The following is a 23274-nucleotide window of genomic DNA, read 5'->3' on the forward strand; positions in this document are numbered from 1 at the left end:
TCTCTTTTTTTATTTATTGTTCTTTCAACGCTTTTTCAATCTGTAATCGTTGAACTTTCATCGTTGCTGTGCGGGGAATTTCGTCCCAAGCCATAATGATCGGTTCGTTTAAGCGTGGCAAGTCATTGACTTGTTCCCACCAAGCATCCCAGTTCATTTCTTGCTTTGGATCAACAGCTAAAATCGGTTGAGGAGAATTATCTTTTGCACGAACAATGATCACTTCTTGAAGGAAATCGAGTGCATCTAGTAAATGATCTTCGATCGCTAGATTACTATCGATTTTTTCAATCAAATCAACCTGACGATCTTTCAGATGCAGATGACCTTGTTCATCCATAAAGCCATAATCGCCACTATCCCACCAAGGACCAAAAACCGTTGCCTGGAATCGCTCATCTTCTTTGTAATAAGTAAGCGCACGTCCCTTAGATAGAAACTGAATATGTCCATCTGTCATTTTAGGCAGAACATTGCCGTCTTTATCTGCGATTCTAGCTTCAGTTAAGCCTTCTAGACCAACACCCATGTCACGAGCATCAGATGTTTTTAGTGATTCTAGAGTATGAGCTTTTAAAATCATTGGACCACATTCGCTTTGTCCATAGACTTGTAAGAAAATTGGATCGTTTTTCTCTGATGCTTTTAAGAAGCTGGCCATAGTCGCATTATTGATTGCATCAAATGTAGAGTGATAGTAGCGCACACTGCTAAAAACCTCAGGTGCTCTTTTCGCTAATGAAGTCCACTGAACGAAGTTATTTGGATGAGTTTCAAGAGCAATAGGTTGATGTTTTAAGAGCATTGCAGCAACAGAATCACTGTTGGATATGGACAAGGGCATCATTGGAAAACCCATTGCCATTAATGAAGAGACGCCGATATTAAAACGTGAGTGTACAGGTGAAATATGGAATCCAACCAGTTTTTTCTCTGCGATTTTAGTAAAAATTGTTTTTTGCCATTTTGTACGCCACCCCATAGAATTTGCTGAATGACAAATTAATTTTGGAATTCCTGTTGTTCCAGACGTATGTGTCATATAAGCGATCATGTCTTTAGGAAGCTCGACTTGAGGAACTTCTTCAGTTGATGCTTGTAAAAGTCTCTCAATAGAGATTTGTTTGTTAGAAGAACTGTTTTTCACGTTTTTCACTTTTTCAGCTGTTTCATCATCAAATAAAATAAAAGGGTCATCTAAACGATCAACAAACACTTCGATTGTTTCTACTGGAAAATGATAAGAGATCATTGCTGGAACAGCGCCTAAATAAGAAGCAGCGACTGCTAGTAAATACGTATCGAATTTGGAACTTTTAAAGATAATGATTTTATCCTCAGCTTTAACACCTAGGCTTGCTAATTGATAGGCACGATTTAAAATAGCATCATGACTTTGCTCATACGTATAGCTAGTGCCTAACTCCGGAAAAGCAGGTAGGGGCTCATCATGAATAATTGCAGTAGAGGGAGTTTTACGTGAAGCATCACGATAATTTGTATACAAGTTAAGCGGTTGGTACTCTAACAGTTGGTCCAATTTACAGCATCCTTTCAAACTACATAAATTTTTTTCGCTTGTGTAATAACGAACAAGGACAGTATACCATGAAAAATAAATAACCTAAATAAATAAGAAAAAACAAAAACACACTAATTTAACGTATATTGATAATGAAGGCTATAGAGAAATAGCTTAATAAAAACAGTCAAAAATTATGAAGAACACTTGATTTGATTGGATTTTAGGTGTATAATAAAATATTGTGAGTAGTCTATTTTTTTAGATCGCTCTCCTTGCTCTTAGCAAACTAAGAGCCTTGAAGTCCATAGGGAGGTGAAAATCAATGAGTCAAGCTACGAATTATGAAATTATGTACATCATTCGTCCGAACATTGATGAAGAAGCAAAAACTGCTTTAGTAGAACGTTTCGACACAATCTTAAAAGATAACGGAGCAGAAGTTATCGAATCAAAAGATTGGGAAAAACGCCGCTTAGCATATGAAATGAACGGATTCCGTGAAGGCATCTATCATATCGTTAAAGTATCTTCTCCATCAACTGCAGGAGCAATCAATGAATTTGATCGTCTTGCTAAAATCAATGACGATATTATCCGTCATATGATTATTAAGGAAGAAGCATAATAAGAATGTTTCACGTGAAACATTCATTTGACGAAAGGAGATGTTTAAATGATTAACAACGTTGTATTAGTTGGAAGACTAACAAAAGATCCAGATTTACGATACACTTCTAGCGGTTCAGCTGTTGCGACATTTACTTTAGCAGTAAATCGTAACTTTACGAATCAAAGTGGGAATCGTGAAGCAGATTTTATTAACTGTGTGATTTGGCGTAAACCTGCTGAAACAATGGCAAACTATGCGCGTAAAGGTACATTGTTAGGTGTAACAGGTCGTATTCAAACTAGAAATTATGAAAATCAGCAAGGTCAACGTGTCTACGTGACTGAAGTTGTTTGTGAAAATTTCCAGTTGTTAGAGTCTCGTTCTGCATCAGAGCAAAGACAAACACAAGAAGGATCAGCACCGTCATACAATTCCGGCGGCGGAAGTTTCCAATCATCACAGAATAATAATTTTTCAGGACAAAACAATTTTAATCAATCATCCTCTCAGTCTAGCAATAACGGTATGCCTGATTTTGATAGAGATGCTGATCCATTCGGTGGAACAGGATCGACTATTGACATTTCAGATGATGATTTACCATTCTAAACGAATTTGATAGGAGGGAATAAGAATGGCACAACAAAGAAGAGGCGGACGTAAACGTCGTAAAGTTGACTATATTGCAGCAAACCATATTGAATATATCGATTACAAAGATGTTGAATTACTAAAAAAATTCATTTCTGAGCGTGGGAAAATTTTGCCACGTCGTGTAACAGGTACTGGTGCTAAAAATCAACGTAAATTAACAATTGCGATTAAACGTGCACGTATCATGGGCTTATTACCATTCGTTGGTGAAGAGCAATAATATAGAAATACAGGATCAAAGAATTAATTTTCTTTGATCCTTTTTTAATTTTTGTAATAATTTATATACAAACAAAGTTGAGAGTTTGATACTATTCTAAATCATACACTTGGTTACAGAAACAAATAGTATAGCGATAATATCTGTTGGAATGTTTCACGTGAAACATTATGGAGTTCGCAGAAATCCCTTTTTTATGCTAAAATAACGATATGCTTAAAGGATGGAGGAGTCCTTAAATGAGAAAAATTGGAATGAAACAACTGTTAGGTTTTGCATTCGTTCTTTTTTTGTTAGAAGTACTAATTCTCTTTTTTATACCTAATAAATATGTCTCTATTTTGGCGTTACTAGTGCTTAATCTTTTTTTGATAAATAGAATTATTTATCTGATTAGAAAAATAGAAATATCAAATGCAGAAAAGATAAGAGCTGCTAGCAGAATAGCCGAAAAGTCCTTAGACTATGCCTTTAATGAAGTATCAGTGGGAATTATCAATTACGATCCGGATACAAAGGAAGCTAAGTGGCTAAATCCGTTCGCAGAAGATATCTTTAAAAAGGATGGTCAGTCATTAATTAGCCCAGAACTGATTCAAAATTATCTATCACTTTATGAGAAGGATAAGGATATTTTTAAGGTAGGAGAGCATGTCTATCGTTTTAACATAGATACTAGCCAAAATACAATAACATTTGAAGACATCACAAAAGAAAGCAACTTGTATCAAGAGAAGTTGGGCATGCAAACGGCTATAGGAATTGTTTCTGTCGATAATTATGATGATATAACCGATAATCTGGATGATAAGGAGATATCATATCTCAATAGTTTTATTACAACAATGATTTCTGATTGGATGGATCAGTACCAAGTCTTTTATAAAAGGCTAAATGCAGAGCGTTACTTTTTTATAGCTCAACTTGAAGATGTGAAAAAAATGATGGATGGAAAGTTTCAAATACTAGATAAAATTAGAAAAGAATCAAGTACTCGAGAAATTGCTGTTACATTAAGTATGGGGATTTCTTATGGTGGAGAAACCTTGAACCAAACTGGAAATACAGCACAAACGAATTTAGATACCGCTTTAGTTAGAGGTGGCGATCAAGTAGTAGTAAAAGAAGCCAAAGATGATGCCAAACCGGTTTTCTATGGTGGGAGAACTGCTTCTGTTGCGAAAAGAACGCGTGTTCGCTCTAGAGCAATGAGTACAGCTATACAGGGAATTTTATCAGAATCCTCAGATGTTTATATCATGGGTCATAAGTATCCAGACATGGACGCTATAGGATCAGCATTTGGTATGGCCCGTTTAGCAAAATTCCATGAGAGACACGCCTGGATCGTTTTAGATAAAAACGAAAGTATTCCTGATGTAGAACGAGTAATGAGCAAGTTGCAAGAGCATCCAGATTTGGCAGAACAAATTATTACACCGAAAGAAGCGATGAAAAAGAAAACAGACAGTAGTTTATTGATCATGGTGGATTATCATAAGCCTTCATTATCCATTTCACAAGAATTGTATGAGCAATTTGAAAAAGTCGTTATTATCGATCATCATCGTCGCGGAGATGAATTCCCCGTGAAACCGCTACTTTCTTATATTGAATCTTCTGCTTCTTCTGCGTCAGAGTTGGTAACAGAATTGATCGAATATCAAAGCAATTCAAATAGACGACTAGATAAATTTGAAGCAACATTGCTACTTGCAGGAATCGTTGTCGATACGAAAAGTTTTAGTGTGCGGACAACCTCTCGAACTTTCGATGTAGCAAGTTATTTAAGAGCTTGTGGCGCAGATTCATCTTTAGTACAATATTTATTAAGCTCAGACTTGACTAGTTATCTAGAAATGAATAGCTTGATCGCCCAGAGTGAGTATGTGACACCAGATACTGTAATTGTTACTGGTAGTGAAGAAAAGGAATACGATAGTGTGACAGCTGCTAAAACAGCAGATACCTTATTATCGATGGTAGGTATCAATGCCGCTTTTGTGATCACAAAACGTACAGATAAGCAGATAGGCATTAGTGCCAGAAGCAATGGGTCGATAAATGTCCAACTGATTATGGAAAATCTTGGCGGAGGTGGTCATTTCACTAATGCTGCGGTACAATTATCTAATGTAACAGTTTCCGAAGTCAAAGAACAACTTCTAAGAGTGATACACCAAAATATTGAGATAATGTATGATTCAGCGCCATAAGCTAGTCATACTTTTAAAATGAGGAGGAAGAAATAGTATGAAAGTTATTTTTTTGCAAGACGTTAAAGGCAAGGGAAAAAAGGGAGACGTAAAAGAAGTTCCAACGGGTTACGCCCAAAATTTCCTGATTAAAAACGGCTACGCTCAAGAAGCGAATAAAGGGAGTATCAGTGCTCTAGCAGGACAAAAAAAAGCACAGGATAAACATGATGCAGAGGTTCTAGCCGAAGCGAAAAAAATGCAGGAGTTTCTAGAAAAAGAAGAGACTGTTGTAGAGCTTAAAGCAAAGGCTGGCGAAGACGGACGTCTTTTTGGATCAATTCCATCAAAACAAATTGCAGAGGCCTTAAACAAACAGTATAAGATGAAATTAGATAAACGTAAGATTGAATTGTCTCAACCGATTCGTACGCTAGGCTATACGAAAGTGCCAGTAAAACTTCATCATGAAGTAACAGCAAAAATCAAAGTGCATGTAGTAGAAGAATAGTTTTAAAAAAGAAGGCAAAAAGGCAGTATAGTTTCTCTAAAAATTGATTTTATTTCACTATGCATTTATAGTGTTGTTCATAAGTGATTTTACTTTTGAGCAACACTTATTTTTCTTTTTATGAAAAGCCTGCACCTGTGATTCTCAGTGTACATTTAAGTCAATTATTGTTAAAATAGAAAGACTGGACAGAATGAATGTATAAGTGAGAGAATAAAACAAATCGTATCTGTAAAGATCGATCGTTTCTAGTGAAAGAAAAATAGGAGAGAAAAAAATGAGTGAAGTATGGCAAGATAGAGTACCGCCACATAGCATGGAAGCAGAGCAGGCTGTTTTAGGGTCGGTTTTTTTAGATGCTGAGGTTATCATCGATGCATTAGAATACATAGAACCAAAAGATTTTTATCGCCGTAATCATCAATTGATTTTTCAAACTATGCTCACGTTAAATGATCGGAATGAAGCAATTGATGTCATTACCATCAAGGATCGTCTGGAACAAGAGAATTTGTTGGAAGATGTTGGCGGTTTAAGCTATCTATCAGATTTAGCACTAGCCGTACCGACTGCAGCAAATATCGTTTACTATGCTAAGATCGTCGAACAAAAATCATTACTACGCAATTTGATTTCGACCGCTACTGAGATCGTAACAAAAGGATTCGAACAAGGTGAAGATGTCGAGACGATCTTAGATGATGCTGAACGTAGTATCCTAGAAGTATCGGAAAAACGAAACAGAAGTGGCTTCTTATCGATCGCAGATGTACTAAATACATCGATTGCCAATATCGATCAGCTATATCAAAACGATGAAGAAATTACCGGATTACCGACTGGTTATCCGGCTTTGGATAAAATGACTGCAGGACTTCAAGCAGAAGAACTGATTATTTTAGCCGCTCGTCCAGCCGTGGGGAAAACAGCGTTTGCTTTGAATATTGCTCAAAATATCGGGACTAAAACGGATCGCTCAGTCGCTATTTTCAGTTTGGAAATGGGGGCGGAATCTTTAGTTAACCGGATGCTTTGTGCAGAAGGTTCGATCGAAGCGGGGCATTTGCGTACGGGTCAATTATCTGAGGAAGAATGGCAAAACTTGATCATAGCAATGGGCAGCTTGTCCAGAGCCCAAATTTTTATCGATGATACACCAGGGATCAAAATTACAGAGATTCGTGCAAAATGCCGGAAACTAGCGCAGGAAAGAGGGAATTTAGGTCTGATCCTGATCGACTATTTGCAACTGATTGAAGGAACGGGGCGTGAAAGCCGACAACAAGAGGTCTCTGAAATTTCTCGTCAGCTGAAGAAATTAGCGAAAGAGCTAAAAGTTCCTGTTATTGCACTGTCACAGCTATCTCGTGGTGTGGAACAGCGGCAAGACAAACGTCCTGTGCTGAGTGACATTCGTGAATCTGGTTCGATTGAGCAGGATGCCGATATCGTTGCTTTCCTTTATCGTGATGACTATTATGATCGTGGTGAAGAGGGAGAAGATGGGACTCGTGAAGAGCCTGAAATCGATAACGTGATCGAAGTTATTATCGAGAAAAACCGGAGTGGGGCTCGTGGAACAGTTGAGCTTCTGTTTATCAAAGAATACAATAAGTTCTCTTCATTATCGCCGAGAGAAGAATTCTAACTAATAATTAAAAGAAGTTGATCATACTCGTGATGGTCAACTTTTTTTAGTTATTAGTGAACGATGAATTATTGAATTTTCGCTTTTTTAAAGAATGTTTTTTTGTATAAAAAATAATGTTCGTGTTTTACCTTTTTTTTGTTTTTTTAAAATAATAATATTCGATTTTTTATTGAAAGCGTTGTGTTTTACTGGTACAATGAATCAGGACAAAATAATTTAGAACGAGGTGTTCGAATGTCATCAGTTGTAGTAGTCGGAACGCAGTGGGGCGATGAAGGAAAAGGGAAGATCACGGATTTTTTAAGTGAGAATGCTGAAGTCATTGCACGTTATCAAGGCGGAGATAATGCAGGTCATACCATTAAATTTGATGGTGTTACTTATAAACTACACTTGATTCCTTCAGGTATCTTTTACAAAGAAAAAATCAGTGTGATCGGAAACGGCGTAGTCGTTAATCCAAAATCACTAGTAAAAGAGCTTGCTTATTTAAAAGAAAACAATGTAACAACAGATAATTTACGTATTTCTGACCGTGCGCATGTTATTTTACCTTACCACATCAAGCTAGATCAATTACAAGAAGATGCTAAAGGTGAGAACAAGATCGGGACAACTATTAAAGGGATCGGCCCAGCTTACATGGATAAAGCAGCACGCGTTGGGATTCGTGTGGCAGACCTATTAGATAAAGAAATTTTTGAAGAACGTTTGAAAATCAATTTAGAAGAAAAGAACCGTCAGTTTGTAAAAATGTTTGATAGCGAACCGATTTCATTTGAAGAAATCTTCGAAGAGTATTATGAATATGGTCAACAAATCAAGCAGTACGTGACGGATACGTCTGTTATTTTAAATGATGCGTTAGATGCAGGTAAACGTGTTTTATTTGAAGGGGCACAAGGTGTGATGCTTGATATCGATCAAGGAACGTATCCTTTTGTAACATCATCAAACCCAGTTGCCGGAGGCGTGACAATTGGTAGCGGCGTTGGTCCTTCAAAAATCAATAAAGTAGTTGGGGTCTGTAAAGCGTATACGTCACGTGTAGGCGATGGACCATTCCCAACAGAACTGTTTGATGAGACAGGAGAAACGATTCGTAAAGTCGGAAAAGAATATGGAACAACTACTGGACGTCCGCGTCGTGTCGGTTGGTTTGATACAGTCGTGATGCGTCACTCTAAACGTGTTTCAGGTATCACCAATTTATCATTAAACTCAATCGATGTATTAAGTGGTTTAGATACCGTAAAAATTTGTACAGCTTATGAGCTGGATGGTGAATTGATTTATCACTATCCTGCCAGCTTGAAAGAATTAAGCCGCTGTAAACCAGTCTATGAAGAATTACCTGGCTGGTCAGAAGATATCACTGGCTGTAAAACATTAGCTGATCTACCAGCGAATGCACGTAACTATGTCCACCGTATCTCTGAATTAGTCGGTGTTCGTATTTCAACGTTTTCTGTCGGACCAGATCGCAACCAAACCAATGTTTTAGAAAGTGTTTGGGCTCAAATTTAACTAGATAAAAATGAGAAACGGTGAAATAAATCGTTTCTCATTTTTTTATTCATTTTTAGTAAGAGACTTCCCTGAATAAGGCATGAGTATCTTTTGAATATATGTTAAAATAGAAAAACAGCTAGGGGGATATAAAAATGACTTTTAAGATAGTGACAGATTCATGTTGTGATTTACCATATACATATTTAGAAACAAATGATGTTGATTTTATCAGCATGACGATCCAGTTAAATGGGAAAGAATTAGTGGATGATTTGGGGAAAACATTCGACTATGATTGGTTTTTACAAGAAATAAAAACAGGAGGTATGCCAACGACCTCTCAGGTGAATGTTGGCCGTTATATTGAATTTTTTAAGCCGTTCGTAGAAAAACAAATGCCTGTTTTATATTTAGCTTTTTCATCTGGGTTAAGCGGTTCGTATCAAAGTGCGATGCAAGCTGTTGATATATTGAAAGAAGAGTTTGCAGAAGCAGAAGTTTATGTGATCGATACGAAAGCAGCTAGTTTGGGTGAAGGGCTGTTAGTGAGTGAAGTAATCGGTTTGAAACAGGCTGGGCATTCCTTAGAAGAAATTTTATTATGGTTGTCAGAAAATAAAATGACAGTTCACTCTTGGGTGACTGTAGATGATCTGAAACATCTGGAGCGTGGCGGCCGAATATCAAAAGCAGCTGCAGCAATTGGTGGATTGATGAATGTAAAACCAATTATTGTAGTAGATCCACAAGGAAAGCTGCAAAATATCGGTAAAGTCCGCGGTCGCATCAAAGCCTTGAAAAAATTAGCAGATGAAACGGTTCGAGGAATGATCGATCCGACTAACCAAACGCTATTTATCGCTTATGCAGGTGATTTGGAAAGCGCGGAAAAGGTCAAAGCATTGATCGAAGAACAGGTTCAAGTGAAAGAAATTCGCCTGCATCCACTAGGACCAACGATTACAAGTCATACAGGAAATGGCTGTATAGCTGTATTTTCCAGAGGCAAGGAAAGAGTATAACTTGTTATTTAACTAGAAGATGTGAAGCAAAGAGAATCGCTCGATTTGCTTCACTTTTTTTATTAGAGTTAAAAATAGGACTAAAGTCTGATTACAGAAAGGTTTCATTGATATTACAATAATGTTACGTTACACATTATATTTAGCTCCTTACTAAAAGGGTTGTTGCGTTGAAGGGAAGTAAGGAGCTAAATCAAAAAAGGGGTTAATTACAATGAAAAAGTTCAAAAAAATAACGAATAGAGGATTATTTTTTTTACTCTTATTTTGGAGTATTGCTCTACCAATGAAAGCTTTTGGACAAGGAGAAAATTTACCGGAAGCGCCAACTGATTTTTACTTAGACCAGTTGACTATTTTGACCGAAGAAACACAACAGTTGATCAATACTAAAGGGGACTATTATAAAGAGCAAACAGAAAATCCTCAAGTGGTTCTTGCAACGATTGAATCAACGGATGGTGACAGTATAGATAGTTATGCGCCAGAGCTTTTTGATAAGTGGGGAATTGGGAATCAGGAGCATGACAATGGCATTTTGATTTTATATGCTTTAAATGATGGTGATCGCAATGTAAGGATCGAAGTCGGTTATGGTTTAGAAGATGTGATTACAGATAGCACGGCTATGAATATTTTAGTCAGTCAAAAAGATAAACTCAAGTCTTCAGATCCTGAATTGATCAATGAAGGTTTACAGTATGTATTTAATGCAGTAGTAACGTTGATCGATCAAGAATATGATTATCCTGCAGATGAACATGCATTGAGTCAATCAGAGTTAGATGGGTTTTATGAGGATGAAGATGATAATGTAATTTATACATCGTATAGTTTTTGGGATTCTGTGGATGGAGAGTCTATCTTAAGTTTCTTGTTATTTTTTATTATTGCCATTTTGTCGACTATTTTTGGTACAGGTTCAGGTGGTGGTAGTAGCAGCAGTGGTTCTTCTTCTGGTGGTTCCTGGGGAGGAGGCAGCGGAGGCGGCTCTAGCTCAGGTGGTGGTTTTTCTGGCGGCGGAGGAAGCTCCGGCGGAGGCGGTGCCAGTATTTAAAAAAAAGATCAAACGCTATTTTTCAGCGTTTGATCTTTTTTTTTAATATTCACCTGAGAAAAGTTCATCCAATTGTTTTTGGACATCTTTATTTTCTAAGAACTCATCATAGGTTGTATCTGCACGATCGACAACCCCTTTATCAGAAACAGCAATGATGCGGTTTGCTAATGTTTGAATGAATTGATGGTCATGTGAAGCGAATAAAATAGCACCAGTGAAGGCCATCAAGCCATCATTCAAAGCTGTGATCGATTCTAGATCCAAGTGATTTGTTGGATCATCTAATACAAGAACATTAGATTTAGACAACATCAGTTTAGATAGCATTACACGAACTTTTTCACCACCGGAAAGAACATTGACTGATTTCAACACATCTTCACCAGAAAAGAGCATTCTACCTAAGAAGCCGCGCAAGAAAGTATTGTCATCTTCTTCTTTGCTGGCAAATTGACGTAACCAATCTAAGATCGTCAGATCAGTATCAAAATCTTTGCTGTTGTCTTTTGGTAAATAGGCTTGAGAAGTTGTAACGCCCCACCGAACAGTACCAGTATCAGGTGTGATTTCACCCATGATCACTTTGAAAAGTGTAGTTGTAACAATATCATTATCCGCAATAAACGCTACTTTATCGACATTACTTAGAGAAAATGAGATATTGTCTAAAATTTTCTTACCATCAATTGTGACCGAAACATTCTCCACGTGAAGTAAATCATTACCGATTTCTCTTTCAGGTGTAAACCCAACGAATGGATAACGACGTGAAGAAGGCTGGATATCATCAAGTGTGATTTTGTCCAACATTTTTTTACGTGAGGTCGCTTGTTTTGATTTTGATGCATTCGCACTGAAACGTGCAATAAAGTCTTGTAATTCTTTGATTTGTTCTTCTTTTTTCGCGTTAGCGTTGGATTGTAATTTTGCAGCTAGTTGGCTTGATTCTAACCAGAAATCATAGTTCCCAACATATAATTTGATTTTGCCGAAATCAAGGTCAGCCATGTGCGTACACACTTTATTCAAGAAGTGACGGTCATGGGAAACAACGATAACGGTATTTTCAAAGTTGATCAAGAATTCTTCTAACCAATTGATTGAACGAGTGTCTAAACCATTGGTCGGCTCATCTAATAGTAAAACATCAGGTTTACCAAATAGAGATTGAGCAAGCAATACTTTCACTTTTTGACCAGCTGTTAATTCACTCATTTTTTGGTCATGCAAACTTTCAGGAATGTTCAATCCTTGTAGTAAAACAGCAGCTTCAGGTTCAGCTTCCCAACCGTCAAGCTCAGCAAATTCTCCTTCGAGCTCAGCCGCTTTGATACCATCTTCATCAGAAAAATCTTCTTTCATGTAGATCGCATCTTTTTCTTTCATCACTTCATAGAGACGTTTATGTCCCATAATAACTGTTTCTAGAACAGTATTATCTTCGTAGTCAAAGTGATTTTGTTTTAGTGTGGCCATCCGCTCATCAGGCCCCAATGTCACAGAACCTGTCGTAGGCTGGATTTCACCAGATAAAATTTTTAAAAAAGTTGATTTACCGGCACCATTTGCACCGATCAAGCCATAACAGTTACCAGGTGTGAATTTAATATTTACATCATCAAAAAGTTTGCGGTCTGAAAATAGCAAACTTACATCATTTACAGTAATCAATTGATTTCCTCACTTCATATATAATAGTTAAACCTCTCTGCATTATAGCGAGGAAACCTAGATTTTTCAAGGAATTTCAGACTTTTTCAGAAATCCCTTGTGCTTTTTATACAAATCAGGAATTTTCACAATAATTGTGTGTTTCATGTGGAACATTCTGATAAAAAGGTTATTAGTGTACTTTTTTTGCGATACACTGTATGATACACATAAAATTAGTGTATCGTTTTAGAGTTTTGGGTGTAAAAAAGGAGAGTGTGGGATGAAACGAATTGAACGGATCTATCTTTATGTAAAAGAGCAGACCGAAAATTTTCAACCGAGGGATGTTTCTTTAGGGAGCGGTGTGACGACAGGTGACGTTTCAAAAGCTTTGGGCATTCAACGAACCAATGCCAGTAAAGATTTGAACCAACTAGTAAGAGAAGGACTGTTGGAAAAAACAGATGGACGTCCTGTTAAGTATGTAGATAAAGCTGTATTTAAATATCATCCGCTATCTAAACCAGTGAAAAGTTATCGTGAAAATAGTTTGGTGAATGAACAAGAAGCGGAAATATTGCCATCTCAGCAATCTGCTAAAAAGTTTGCTGGTGAAGATATTTTCAAAGCGATGATTGGGTCCACTGGAAGTATGAGAACGCCTGTTGAACAGGCAAAAGCAGCTATTTTATATCCGCCTAAGGGCTTGAATTGTTTGATTACTGGTCCAACAGGATCTGGCAAAACCTATTTTGCTCATGCGATGTTTCAATTTGCCTTACTGAATCAAGTCATTGACTCATCTAAAAAATTAGTTGTTTTTAACTGTGCGGACTATGCGCATAATCCAGAATTATTGATGTCACACTTATTTGGTTATGCAGAAGGAGCATTTACAGGAGCGAACAAGGCGAAAGAAGGAATCATCCATGAAGCAGATGGCGGTATCTTATTTCTTGATGAGGTACATCGCTTGCCGCCGGAAGGACAGGAGATGGTCTTTTATTTTATGGATCATGGAACCTACTCCCGTCTAGGTGAAACGGTCAAAAATCGTCATGCAGATGTCAGGATCATTTGTGCAACAACAGAAAATCCAACCTCCTCTTTATTGAATACCTTTGTCCGCAGAATTCCGATCATTATTCAACTACCTAATTTTGTTGATCGGCCAGCGAAGGAAAAGATCGATCTGCTTAGAGTAATGATTTCAATGGAAGCTTCTCGAATCCATCGAACGATCTCTTTGTCAGAAGATGTCGTAAAAGCCTTGATAGGCAGTGTTTCTTATGGAAATGTCGGACAATTAAAATCAAATGTTCAGTTAGTGACAGCGCGCGGCTTTTTAAATCATATCGATCAAGATGAGTTGGTGATCACGATCGATGAGTTAACGGATAGCATCAAAGAAGGGATGATGCAGCTGGCAAGCAATCGTGATTTGCTGGCAGAGCTGTCAAAATATTTAGAGCCGCAAATGGTCGTTACACCTAATGAACCATTAGTGACGATCCAGTCGGATTCCTATGAGCTGCCATACAACCTTTATGAAATCATTGGAGATAAGGCTGCTTTACTGAAGGCAGATGGTTTAGAGCAGGAAGTCATCAATAACTTTATTACAACAGATATCAATGTTCACTTAAAATCATTCTACAAAGATCATGGATTTACGTTTGACACGGAAAATAAGTTAGCAGAAATTGTAGATCAACGGATCATTGATGTAACGAAAGAGATTTATATTTTTGCGAAACAGAAATTGAATTATAATTTTCAATCGAACTTTATCTATGCGATGAGTTTGCATATCAGTTCTTTTTTGAAACGAATCCAAAATGGTGAAGAAAGACAGCAGCAGCTGAATGAAAACATTCGAAATATGGTATTAGACTATCCGCTGGAATTCGAAACTGCTCAAGAGATCAAGCAGATCATTGCGACCAGCTATCAGATGAAGATTCCAGATTTTGAAACCTACTATTTAGCTGTCTTGTTGATTTCACTAAGAGAAAATAAAGATGCTGGGCGAATCGGTATCGTCGTAGCAGCTCATGGGAAAAGTACAGCGACGAGTATGGTACAGGTCGTATCTCAATTATTGAATGTCGATAATTTGAGAGCAGTAGATATGCCGTTGGAAATGCAGCCTAAAGACGCACTGCGTCAGATTGTCAATGTAGTAAAAGAAGTAAATGAAGATAGTGGTGTGATTCTTTTAGTAGATATGGGCTCTTTGGCAACCTTTTCAGACGAAATAACACGTCAAACAGGGATCGATGTCCGGACAGTCGATATGGTGACTACACCGATCGTTTTAGAAACGGCTAGAAAAACATCATTGATCGATACACAATTAGATACACTCTATGAATCCTTGAAGAATTTCCAGGGCTATGCAGGAATGCAGCAAGAGAGAAAAAATGAAGCTGCTGCACCATGGAAAAAGCGAGTGATCGTTGCCATATGTGCTTCAGGTGAAGGAACGGCTAAACGGATGAAAGAAATGATCGAATCGGCTGTTCCGCTTCAATTGGGACTGGAATTAGAGGTACTGCCTTTATCGATCGTTGACATGAAAGAAAAATTGGTCGCCATTCAAGAAGAGTATCAGGTCATCGCTGCGACAGGGATCACAGATCCTAAGATTGCCGCGCCATTTATTTCAATGGAAAACTTTTTCTCTGGAGATGCAGAAACGATCATCGAACGCTTATTGCTTGAGAGCGAAATTTCTGTAGAACAGCAAGAAATGACTGAACAAACGGCGAAACAAGCATGTATCGCTTATATGGAAGAAAGTTTTACGTTCATTAATCCGAAAAAGGTCATCGATCCATTGTGGGAGTTTGCTGATATCATTCGAACAAAGCTGTCTCTGAAACTGGATTATACTTTTTACGTAAATCTTATTATGCACTTGGCAGGAATGTTAGAGCGCGTACTGCAGCATGAAACTCTCTCATTATCGGAAGAAGAATTGGCTCATATCATGTCCGAACCTAGTTATGAGGTTGTAGCAAAAGCAACCCTTTATTTGAAACAGACGTTTCAACTGGAATTACCATTGGAAGAAATCTATTATATTATTCAGCTGATCAAGAATACGCAACTGAATCAACTACAAGATGAAAAAAATACACTAGATTGAATACACAAAAAAGATACACTGACATAGTGTATCTTTTTTGTGTATTTCCTTAAATAAATCCATAGTTTTTGGTTTTTTCAAGCAATACACTAAAGTTGGCACGAAACTTGCTTTAAATAAGATGAGCGAGGAAACACGGCTGTTAAATAAACATTTTATTGAAATAATCGATGTTTAATGATCGTTATTTTGGTAATAAATGAAAGAGCATAGTATTTTATTACTAAAGAATGTTTAAAAAAACATTTCGTGAAAAGAATCGCAAATGCAAGAAGGAGAACAATGGATGATGGATATTCGCTTAGTGCGCATCGATGACCGTCTGATACACGGACAAGTAGCTACAGTTTGGACAAAAAGTACCAATGTTGAGCGAATCTTAGTAATTAGTGATGCAGTAGCACACGATACACTGAGAAAAGCATTACTTGTACAAGCTGCTCCGCCCGGTGTGAAGGTCAATGTTATTACGGTTGAAAAAATGATCGAGATTTTTTCAGATGAACGTTTCGCAGGTGTGAAAGTTATGTTGCTGTTTACTAATCCAGAAGATGTACAACGAGTCGTAAAAGGCAATGTCGTTTTTCATTCAGTCAATATTGGCGGGATGAGCTTCACTAGTGGGAAACGAATGATCTCAAATGCTGTGGCAGTCAACGAACAGGATATCGCAGCATTCAAATATCTGAATGATCAGGGAATCAAATTAGAGATTCGTAAAGTAGTTGCAGACAGCCAAGTGGATTTGATGGAATTACTGAAAAAAGAACAACTTGTTTGATTTTTCAGATTCTATAAATAATAGAAGCAGACTAGAAGCCAATTGTGGAAACCAGTCCAGAAACGATTGAAAGAGGTGGTCATATAGAGAAATAAAGTGTAGATTTTTATCACTAAAGGATATGCAACATTGTCACTAATGAAACGGTAGATAAACACGCCGCATAACGCATTTTTTTAGTTTATATCTTTTCTAATGGTCGTTTATGATAACGAAACGTTAGTGACTATGTCATTGAAAAAAATACAGGAGGTATCAAATTATGGTAGGAATTATTCTTGCTAGCCATGGCGAATTTGCTCAAGGCATTTTACAATCCGGTTCCATGATTTTTGGCGAACAGGAAAAAGTACAAGCAGTTGTGTTGATGCCTAGCGAAGGCCCAGATGATTTAAAAGCAAAGTTAAATCAAGCAATTGCTACGTTTGATGAGGAAGACGAAGTATTATTTTTAGTCGATCTATGGGGAGGTACACCGTTTAACCAAGCAAATAGTCTTTTTGAAGAGCATAAAGATAAATGGGCGATCGTTAGCGGATTGAACTTGCCAATGTTGATCGAAGCATATGCTTCTCGTTTCTCAATGAACTCTGCACATGAAATTGCAGCACACATTCTTGAAACAGCTAAAGAAGGCGTGAGAATCAAACCAGAAGAATTAGAGCCAGCTGAAGCACCTAAAGCTGCTGTTGAAGATGCACAACCTAAAGGTGCATTGCCTGAAGGAACAGTAGTCGGCGATGGCAAAATCAAATTTGTTCTAGCACGTGTCGATTCTCGTTTGTTACATGGACAGGTTGCGACTGCTTGGACGAAATCAGTGTTGCCAAATCGAATCATCGTCGTTTCAGATGCAGTATCAAAAGACGATCTTCGTAAAAAATTGATCGAACAAGCAGCTCCTCCAGGGGTTAAAGCAAACGTTATCCCAATCAGTAAAATGATCGAGATTTCAAAAGATCCACGTTTTGGCAATACAAAAGCATTATTACTATTTGAAAATCCAGAAGATGTGGTCAAAGTCGTAGACGGCGGCGTAGATATCAAAGAAGTCAACGTTGGCTCAATGGCTCACTCAGTTGGGAAAGTCGTAGTAAGCAAAGTATTGTCAATGGGACAAGAAGATGTCGAAGCGTTTGAAAAATTAGAAGCGAAAGGCATCAAATTTGATGTTCGTAAAGTGCCAAATGATTCTCAAGCAAACATGGATGAAATCCTTAAAAAAGCAAAACACGAATTAGCTGAGGCACACGCAAAATAACACAAAATCTTAAATGAAAAATAGGAGGCTTATCATGTCTATTATATCAATTATTTTAGTAATTTTTGTTGCCTTTCTAGCTGGTATGGAAGGGATTCTAGATGAATTTCAATTCCATCAACCGTTAGTGGCATGTACGTTGATCGGTTTAGTTACTGGTCATTTGGAAGCAGGGATCATCTTAGGTGGAACATTGCAAATGATCGCGCTTGGATGGGCAAATATTGGAGCAGCCGTAGCGCCGGATGCAGCATTGGCATCGGTAGCATCAGCAATTATTTTAGTTAAAGCACTAGGTGCACAAAGTATTTCTGTCAAAGATGCGGTATCTTCATCAATCGCTATCGCTGTACCACTTGCAGTAGCAGGACTTTTCTTAACAATGATCGTTCGTACATTAGCTGTACCGATCGTTCACATGATGGATTCAGCAGCAGAAAAAGGCAATATCAGACAAATTGAAGCATTGCATATTTTAGCAGTATGTATGCAAGGGATTCGTATTGCGATTCCAGCAGGCGCACTTTTATTCATTCCAGCAGAATCTGTACAAGGTGCATTGGAATCAATGCCAGCTTGGTTGACTGATGGTATGGCTATCGGTGGTGGAATGGTCGTTGCTGTAGGTTATGCATTGGTAATCAACATGATGGCAACAAAAGAAGTTTGGCCATTCTTCGTTATCGGTTTTGTCGTAGCTGCGATTTCTCAATTAACATTGATCGCATTAGGAGCTTTAGGTGTCGCTTTAGCCTTGATCTACTTGAACCTTTCTAAAATGGGCGGTTCTTCAAATGGCGGCGGCGGAAGCAATACTGGTGACCCGCTTGGCGATATTCTAAACGATTATTAATCTGTAAGAGTATAAAGTAGCAAAGTCTCACAGAGTTCGATTTGTATCATATCTCTAGGAATTAAAATTTAAGAGCTATGATAAAGGAGGAGAAGAGAAATGGCAGAAAAAATTGAATTAACTAAAAAAGATCGTTTAGCCGTTGCATGGCGCTCTACATTCATTCAGGGTTCTTGGAACTATGAGCGTATGCAAAATGGTGGATGGGCATTCTCAATGATCCCAGCGATCAAGAAATTATATAAAACAAAAGAAGATCGTTCAGCGGCGTTAAAACGTCACTTGGAATTCTTCAACACACACCCATATATTGCTTCACCAATTCTTGGGGTAACATTAGCACTGGAAGAAGAACGTGCCAATGGCGCACCAGTTGATGATGTAGCGATCCAAGGGGTTAAAGTTGGGATGATGGGACCATTGGCCGGTGTTGGTGATCCAGTCTTTTGGTTTACTGTTCGTCCGATGTTAGGTGCTCTAGGTGCATCACTTGCAATGGGTGGTAGTATCTTAGGTCCGATCATTTTCTTCGTTGCATGGAACTTGATTCGTTGGGCATTCATGTGGTATACACAAGAATTCGGCTACAAAGCGGGTTCAAAAATCACAGAAGACCTTTCAGGTGGTTTATTGCAAGATGTGACAAAAGGTGCTTCGATCCTAGGGATGTTCGTTCTGGCCGCTTTAGTACAGCGGTGGGTATCGATCAAATTCCTGCCGATCGTTTCTACAGTTAAGTTGGACAAAGGTGCTTACATCGAGTGGGATAAACTTCCAGCAGGTGGTGAAGGAATCAAGAGTGCGTTTGAACAAGTCAATAGCGGTATGGCGCTTTCAGCTGATAAGGTTACGACACTTCAAGATAACTTGGATCAATTGATTCCTGGTTTGGCGGCATTGTTACTTACATTCTTATGTATGTGGTTATTGAAGAAAAAAGTTTCTCCAATCGTCATCATTCTTGGCTTGTTTGTAGTCGGTGTAGCTGGACACTATATCGGACTATTATAATCTAAAAGAAGAGTTTCATTGGTGCTTAGGATAAAGCGATGAATTGGTTTTTATCCTAAGCACCATTTACATAGCGTAATCAATCAAAAAAACATATAATGGAGTAAGAAAAGATACAGAGGAAATGAGGTAGGTAAGATGGTTCAATCACTAAATACAAAAGTAGATTTTATAACAGATGCCACTGCTTTTACTGGTCTGACCGATTATGGCAAAATTATGATCGGGGACAAAGGGTTTGAATTTTATAATGCCCGTGATACGCGTAAATACATTCAAATTCCTTGGGAAGAAGTCGACTATGTGATTGCTTCGGTGATGTTCAAAGGAAAATGGATTCCACGATATGCTATCCAGACAAAGCAAAATGGGACATTCACCTTCTCATCAAAACAACCGAAAAAAGCCTTACGTGAAATGCAAGTGTATGTCTCACCAGATCATATGGTACAATCCTTAGGCTTTTTCGATGTTATGAAGCGTGCCTTTAAATCAATTGGAAAAAAGAAAAATAATAGCTGAAGCATTTTATCAAGAAGCGAACTCATGAACAGGTTTTTCTCATGAGTTCGCTTTTTTTAATCATTTTTATAAAGCTGAAGGGTTGGAAGACCAACAACGATCAGTAAAATCATCGTAGAAAAAAGCAGTCTGCTGCCATCGGATAAGGAAGCTGGGTTGACTAATCCAACTAAAACCATCCCTTCTAAAACGGCTAGGATCAGTGTAGGCAACGCATCTATCCAATTCTCTTTTTTCAAATAAGTGCTCAAAAGAATGATGCCTGAAAAGATCAGCAAAATCAAAGCAAACATTTGATGTGAAAGAATCAATGTTTTGCCAATACCGCCCATAGCGGTATCAACAATAGGAATCAACAAAGTCCCTAGCCAGCAGATGAAAGCAAATAAAGCAAACATCCAGCCGGATTTTTTAGAAAATCTACCGCGCTTGAGTGATACCAATAATAATATGATCACACAAACAATCAATAAGAGCGGCAATGCTGTTTTAAAGAAGCTCAATGTGACGACAGGTTCTAATAAGATTGAAAATAAGTTGTATTGTAGTAGTAAAATCAACACGAAACTGATGGATTTAACAGTACTGATTTTTGTTTCATTCGGCAAAGCTGCAAGGATCTCATCGCTGATTTCTTTAGGATTTTTCCCGAAGAATGCTTGAGCGGAACGACCATTTTTTTGCGCATCAAGAATATCTTTTAAAATTTCTAGTAAGGTTTCTTCGGTTGCCTGTTCTTGTTTATTTCCGTTGATACGGATATAAACAAGTAAATTTTCATAGTATTTTCTATTTTCGTCTGTCAGTTGTTTTCTTAATCGATTATTTTCCTTGATCAATTCTTTGGTTTCCATTATTTATCCCTCTTTTTCTTGTTCTATAATGTTATTTACGGCTGAAGATAATTGTTTCCACCGATCTTCAAATTCTAGTAAATAGTCTTCACCGGCTTGTGTTAAGAAATAGTATTTTCTTTTGGGTCCCTCTGACGATGGGCGCATTTCGCCGTCGATAAGCTGCTGTTTTTGAAGCTTGAGTAAAATAGGATAAATGCTGCCTTCGCTGACCATCGTTAAGCCATAATCGGACAATAAAGTAAGCATTTCATAACCATAAACAGCTTTCTTTTGGATGATTTTCAATATACAGCCTTCTAGTAATCCCTTGAGCATCTGACTAGTGTCCAATTGACTTCCTCCTTTTTACAGGTATCTTGTAATACAATATACCAAAAGTTCCACTATGTTGTAAAGCAATATAGTGGGTGTTTATTTTTTAATTATTGATTGAAACAAAGAAAATGAACGATCCTATTTAGCTATAGACATACTTTTGTAGTAATAATCATACCTAATAGCATTTTTCAAAAAAATCTGCTTTATGTATTTTTTTTGAAAAATATTACGAGGGTTATCTTTTGACGAATATATTTCTTAGGAGTACCATAAAATTGTAAAATAAAATAACAAAAGAGGAAGTGGAACGTAATGAATGAAACAAGAAGAAATGGCATTGATTGGGGCTCATTGGTTTTGGGTATCCTCTTTGTTTTGACAGCATTATTATCTTTTCAAGATCCAGCAGGGAACTTGATTGCGATCGTAATGGTCTTTGCTTTTTTTGCCATTATCAAAGGGATTTTCGAGATTTTTGTCCGCAATAGACTAAAAGAATTGACTGGATATAAGGCTTACGGACCAATTGTTTTAGGTGTGATCGATATTATAATCGGTATTTACTTGTTCTTCAATCTAAACATTGGTATAGCAGTATTACCATTTGTGTTTGCGATTTGGTTTATTGTCGATTCAATCTTTGGTTTGTTTGCATTAGATTTAGCAAAATCTGTGAGTACCGGTTATTTCTGGTTTACGCTGATCATTAATGTATTGGGGATCATTTTAGGATTTATGCTTTTGATGGATCCGTTGAGCTCTGCGCTTACATTGAGCTTTTTAGTAGGTTTTTATTTTATGCTTTACGGAATCACTCATATCGTCTATGCATTTAGATAGTTTAGAAAGTAGAAGATGAGACAAAAGTCGATTAAGTTCGAGCAACTTCCTAAAAATCTGATTTTTGGCAACTGTTTATTACATTTTAGCGTTCAGAACAAAACTGATTTTTCATTTTGTTCTGGACGCTTTTTTTATAGTAAATAGGTTATAATAAGGAAAAACGAGAAGGAATTGAGAGCAGCATGATGTACCATCGATTTAAACTTCCTCAGGCATATTGTCCCAAATGTTCCAGAAAAGTAGAATTACTTTTTTCAGAAGAAAAAGATGAGGCGGCTCAATTCTATATTTGCTTTAAATGTCAGACGATCGGACAATTCGGTGTGGGAGAAATACCGAAGAACGATTTTGCTGGATTTTCCATGAAAAGAAAAGAAGAAATCAAGCTGCTGGTAGAGGAGATTCCGGACAAGTACATTTATAAGGCAAAAGGTAGTCAGCTGCGCTTGGAGGAAAAAAGCAATACCTATACAAGACGTTGGTTAAGCCTTTATGAATATGAAAAAGCGTTTGGCGAAGAGCTAGGGTTTGAAACGATCGATTTTAGAGAAGATAAAACACGATGTAAGTGGTGTAGCCAAGAACTAGAAGGACGACGTACCTCTTTTTGTTCAGATCGTTGTAGTCGAAATTATGGGAAGGCGACATTTTTCAAGCGGGGGATCTCAACATTACCTTACCGAATTGCCAGTCGTGACCAATTTTATTGCAGAGTCACAGGAGAAGATTTAGCTATAACAAACCGTTTCGGTGTGAGGATTCCTGCCAGTAATCATCAGATGGAGATCCATCATTTAGTCTTTGTAGCAGAAGGTGGAAGTGACCATGAAGCTAATTTATTAACTGTTTCAAGACAAGTCCACAAAGATTATCATAGCGGTGTCGCTTATGCTGTTCAGATCATAGACAATATCAAAGATCAGCAGTTAGCTCTGCACCGGGAAAAAATGTACACAAAATAAAAAGCAGGAACAAAAGCATGATCTCCTAAGGAGGGGCTTTTGTTCCTGCCTGTTTATGGGGAAAACAGAGTCGATTGAATCACGACTTTGTGAGTTTTAAAA

At 37.6% G+C, this 23274-nt stretch carries 21 protein-coding genes; 17 read left to right on the forward strand and 4 right to left on the reverse strand.

The features are described 5' to 3' along the window. Nucleotides 1–13: 13 nt before the first annotated feature. Complete coding sequence (locus CC204_RS12490) at nt 14–1540, reverse strand: AMP-binding protein (RefSeq protein ID WP_088270465.1); 1527 nt, start codon at nt 1538–1540, stop codon at nt 14–16. Between the two features lie 307 nt (nt 1541–1847). Between CC204_RS12490 and rpsF the strand changes: the two genes are divergently transcribed. The 9 genes from rpsF (at nt 1848) to CC204_RS12535 (ending at nt 10957) form a co-directional block, all read left to right on the forward strand. Then, the gene (rpsF, locus tag CC204_RS12495) at nt 1848–2150 is read left to right on the forward strand and encodes a 30S ribosomal protein S6 (protein ID WP_069663270.1); all 303 of its coding nucleotides are present in this window, start codon (nt 1848–1850) and stop codon (nt 2148–2150) included. A gap of 48 nt (nt 2151–2198) precedes the next feature. After that, nucleotides 2199–2744, forward strand: a complete 546-nt coding sequence (gene ssb, locus CC204_RS12500) for a single-stranded DNA-binding protein (RefSeq protein WP_088270466.1) — start codon at nt 2199–2201, stop codon at nt 2742–2744. A gap of 25 nt (nt 2745–2769) precedes the next feature. Continuing rightward, complete coding sequence (rpsR, locus tag CC204_RS12505) at nt 2770–3009, forward strand: 30S ribosomal protein S18 (RefSeq protein ID WP_087641644.1); 240 nt, start codon at nt 2770–2772, stop codon at nt 3007–3009. Nucleotides 3010–3248: 239 nt separating this feature from the next. After that, nucleotides 3249–5225, forward strand: a complete 1977-nt coding sequence (locus tag CC204_RS12510; protein ID WP_088270467.1) for a DHH family phosphoesterase — start codon at nt 3249–3251, stop codon at nt 5223–5225. Nucleotides 5226–5262: 37 nt separating this feature from the next. Then, entirely contained in the window at nt 5263–5715 is a 453-nt protein-coding gene (rplI, locus tag CC204_RS12515) for a 50S ribosomal protein L9 (RefSeq protein WP_088270468.1), read from the forward strand. A 277-nt stretch (nt 5716–5992) separates the two neighbouring features. Further along, nucleotides 5993–7363, forward strand: coding sequence for a replicative DNA helicase (gene dnaB, locus CC204_RS12520; RefSeq protein ID WP_088270469.1), 1371 nt, complete (start codon nt 5993–5995; stop codon nt 7361–7363). Nucleotides 7364–7600: 237 nt separating this feature from the next. Then, entirely contained in the window at nt 7601–8893 is a 1293-nt protein-coding gene (locus tag CC204_RS12525) for an adenylosuccinate synthase (RefSeq protein ID WP_088270470.1), read from the forward strand. A 137-nt stretch (nt 8894–9030) separates the two neighbouring features. After that, on the forward strand, nt 9031–9900 hold the full coding sequence (locus CC204_RS12530) for a DegV family protein (protein ID WP_088270471.1): 870 nt from the start codon (nt 9031–9033) through the stop codon (nt 9898–9900). 214 nt (nt 9901–10114) lie between these two features. After that, the gene (locus CC204_RS12535; RefSeq protein ID WP_088270472.1) at nt 10115–10957 is read left to right on the forward strand and encodes a TPM domain-containing protein; all 843 of its coding nucleotides are present in this window, start codon (nt 10115–10117) and stop codon (nt 10955–10957) included. Nucleotides 10958–10999: 42 nt separating this feature from the next. Here CC204_RS12535 and CC204_RS12540 read toward each other — a convergent pair whose 3' ends face one another. After that, the gene (locus tag CC204_RS12540) at nt 11000–12631 is read right to left on the reverse strand and encodes an ABC-F family ATP-binding cassette domain-containing protein (RefSeq protein ID WP_088270473.1); all 1632 of its coding nucleotides are present in this window, start codon (nt 12629–12631) and stop codon (nt 11000–11002) included. A gap of 262 nt (nt 12632–12893) precedes the next feature. On the opposite strand from CC204_RS12540, the gene CC204_RS12545 reads away from it, so the two are divergent. From CC204_RS12545 to CC204_RS12570, 6 genes are all read left to right on the forward strand, one after another. Beyond that, the gene (locus CC204_RS12545) at nt 12894–15764 is read left to right on the forward strand and encodes a sigma-54-dependent transcriptional regulator (protein ID WP_088270474.1); all 2871 of its coding nucleotides are present in this window, start codon (nt 12894–12896) and stop codon (nt 15762–15764) included. 286 nt (nt 15765–16050) lie between these two features. Then, a complete protein-coding gene (locus tag CC204_RS12550; RefSeq protein WP_088270475.1) occupies nt 16051–16545 on the forward strand; it encodes a mannose/fructose/sorbose PTS transporter subunit IIB in 495 nt (164 codons plus the stop codon). Nucleotides 16546–16807: 262 nt separating this feature from the next. Next, nucleotides 16808–17806, forward strand: coding sequence for a mannose/fructose/sorbose PTS transporter subunit IIA (locus tag CC204_RS12555; protein ID WP_088270476.1), 999 nt, complete (start codon nt 16808–16810; stop codon nt 17804–17806). Between the two features lie 34 nt (nt 17807–17840). After that, the gene (locus CC204_RS12560; protein WP_088270477.1) at nt 17841–18659 is read left to right on the forward strand and encodes a PTS mannose/fructose/sorbose transporter subunit IIC; all 819 of its coding nucleotides are present in this window, start codon (nt 17841–17843) and stop codon (nt 18657–18659) included. 99 nt (nt 18660–18758) lie between these two features. Beyond that, the gene (locus CC204_RS12565; protein ID WP_088270478.1) at nt 18759–19670 is read left to right on the forward strand and encodes a PTS system mannose/fructose/sorbose family transporter subunit IID; all 912 of its coding nucleotides are present in this window, start codon (nt 18759–18761) and stop codon (nt 19668–19670) included. A 138-nt stretch (nt 19671–19808) separates the two neighbouring features. Next, nucleotides 19809–20192, forward strand: coding sequence for a DUF956 family protein (locus tag CC204_RS12570; protein WP_088270479.1), 384 nt, complete (start codon nt 19809–19811; stop codon nt 20190–20192). Between the two features lie 56 nt (nt 20193–20248). Here the strand turns inward: CC204_RS12570 and CC204_RS12575 are convergent, their stop codons facing one another. Together CC204_RS12575 and CC204_RS12580 are read right to left on the reverse strand one after the other, a co-directional pair. Next, nucleotides 20249–21046, reverse strand: a complete 798-nt coding sequence (locus tag CC204_RS12575; protein ID WP_088270480.1) for a hypothetical protein — start codon at nt 21044–21046, stop codon at nt 20249–20251. A 3-nt stretch (nt 21047–21049) separates the two neighbouring features. Then, complete coding sequence (locus CC204_RS12580) at nt 21050–21379, reverse strand: PadR family transcriptional regulator (RefSeq protein WP_088270481.1); 330 nt, start codon at nt 21377–21379, stop codon at nt 21050–21052. Between the two features lie 300 nt (nt 21380–21679). On the opposite strand from CC204_RS12580, the gene CC204_RS12585 reads away from it, so the two are divergent. Beyond that, nucleotides 21680–22207 (forward strand): HdeD family acid-resistance protein, encoded by a 528-nt coding sequence (locus CC204_RS12585; protein ID WP_088270482.1) that lies wholly within the window; start codon nt 21680–21682, stop codon nt 22205–22207. A 188-nt stretch (nt 22208–22395) separates the two neighbouring features. Continuing rightward, nucleotides 22396–23172 (forward strand): HNH endonuclease, encoded by a 777-nt coding sequence (locus tag CC204_RS12590; protein ID WP_227011152.1) that lies wholly within the window; start codon nt 22396–22398, stop codon nt 23170–23172. Nucleotides 23173–23274 lie beyond the last annotated feature (102 nt).

The sequence above is a fragment of the Enterococcus wangshanyuanii genome, assembly GCF_002197645.1.
GTDB classification, from domain to species: Bacteria; Bacillota; Bacilli; order Lactobacillales; family Enterococcaceae; genus Enterococcus_L; species Enterococcus_L wangshanyuanii.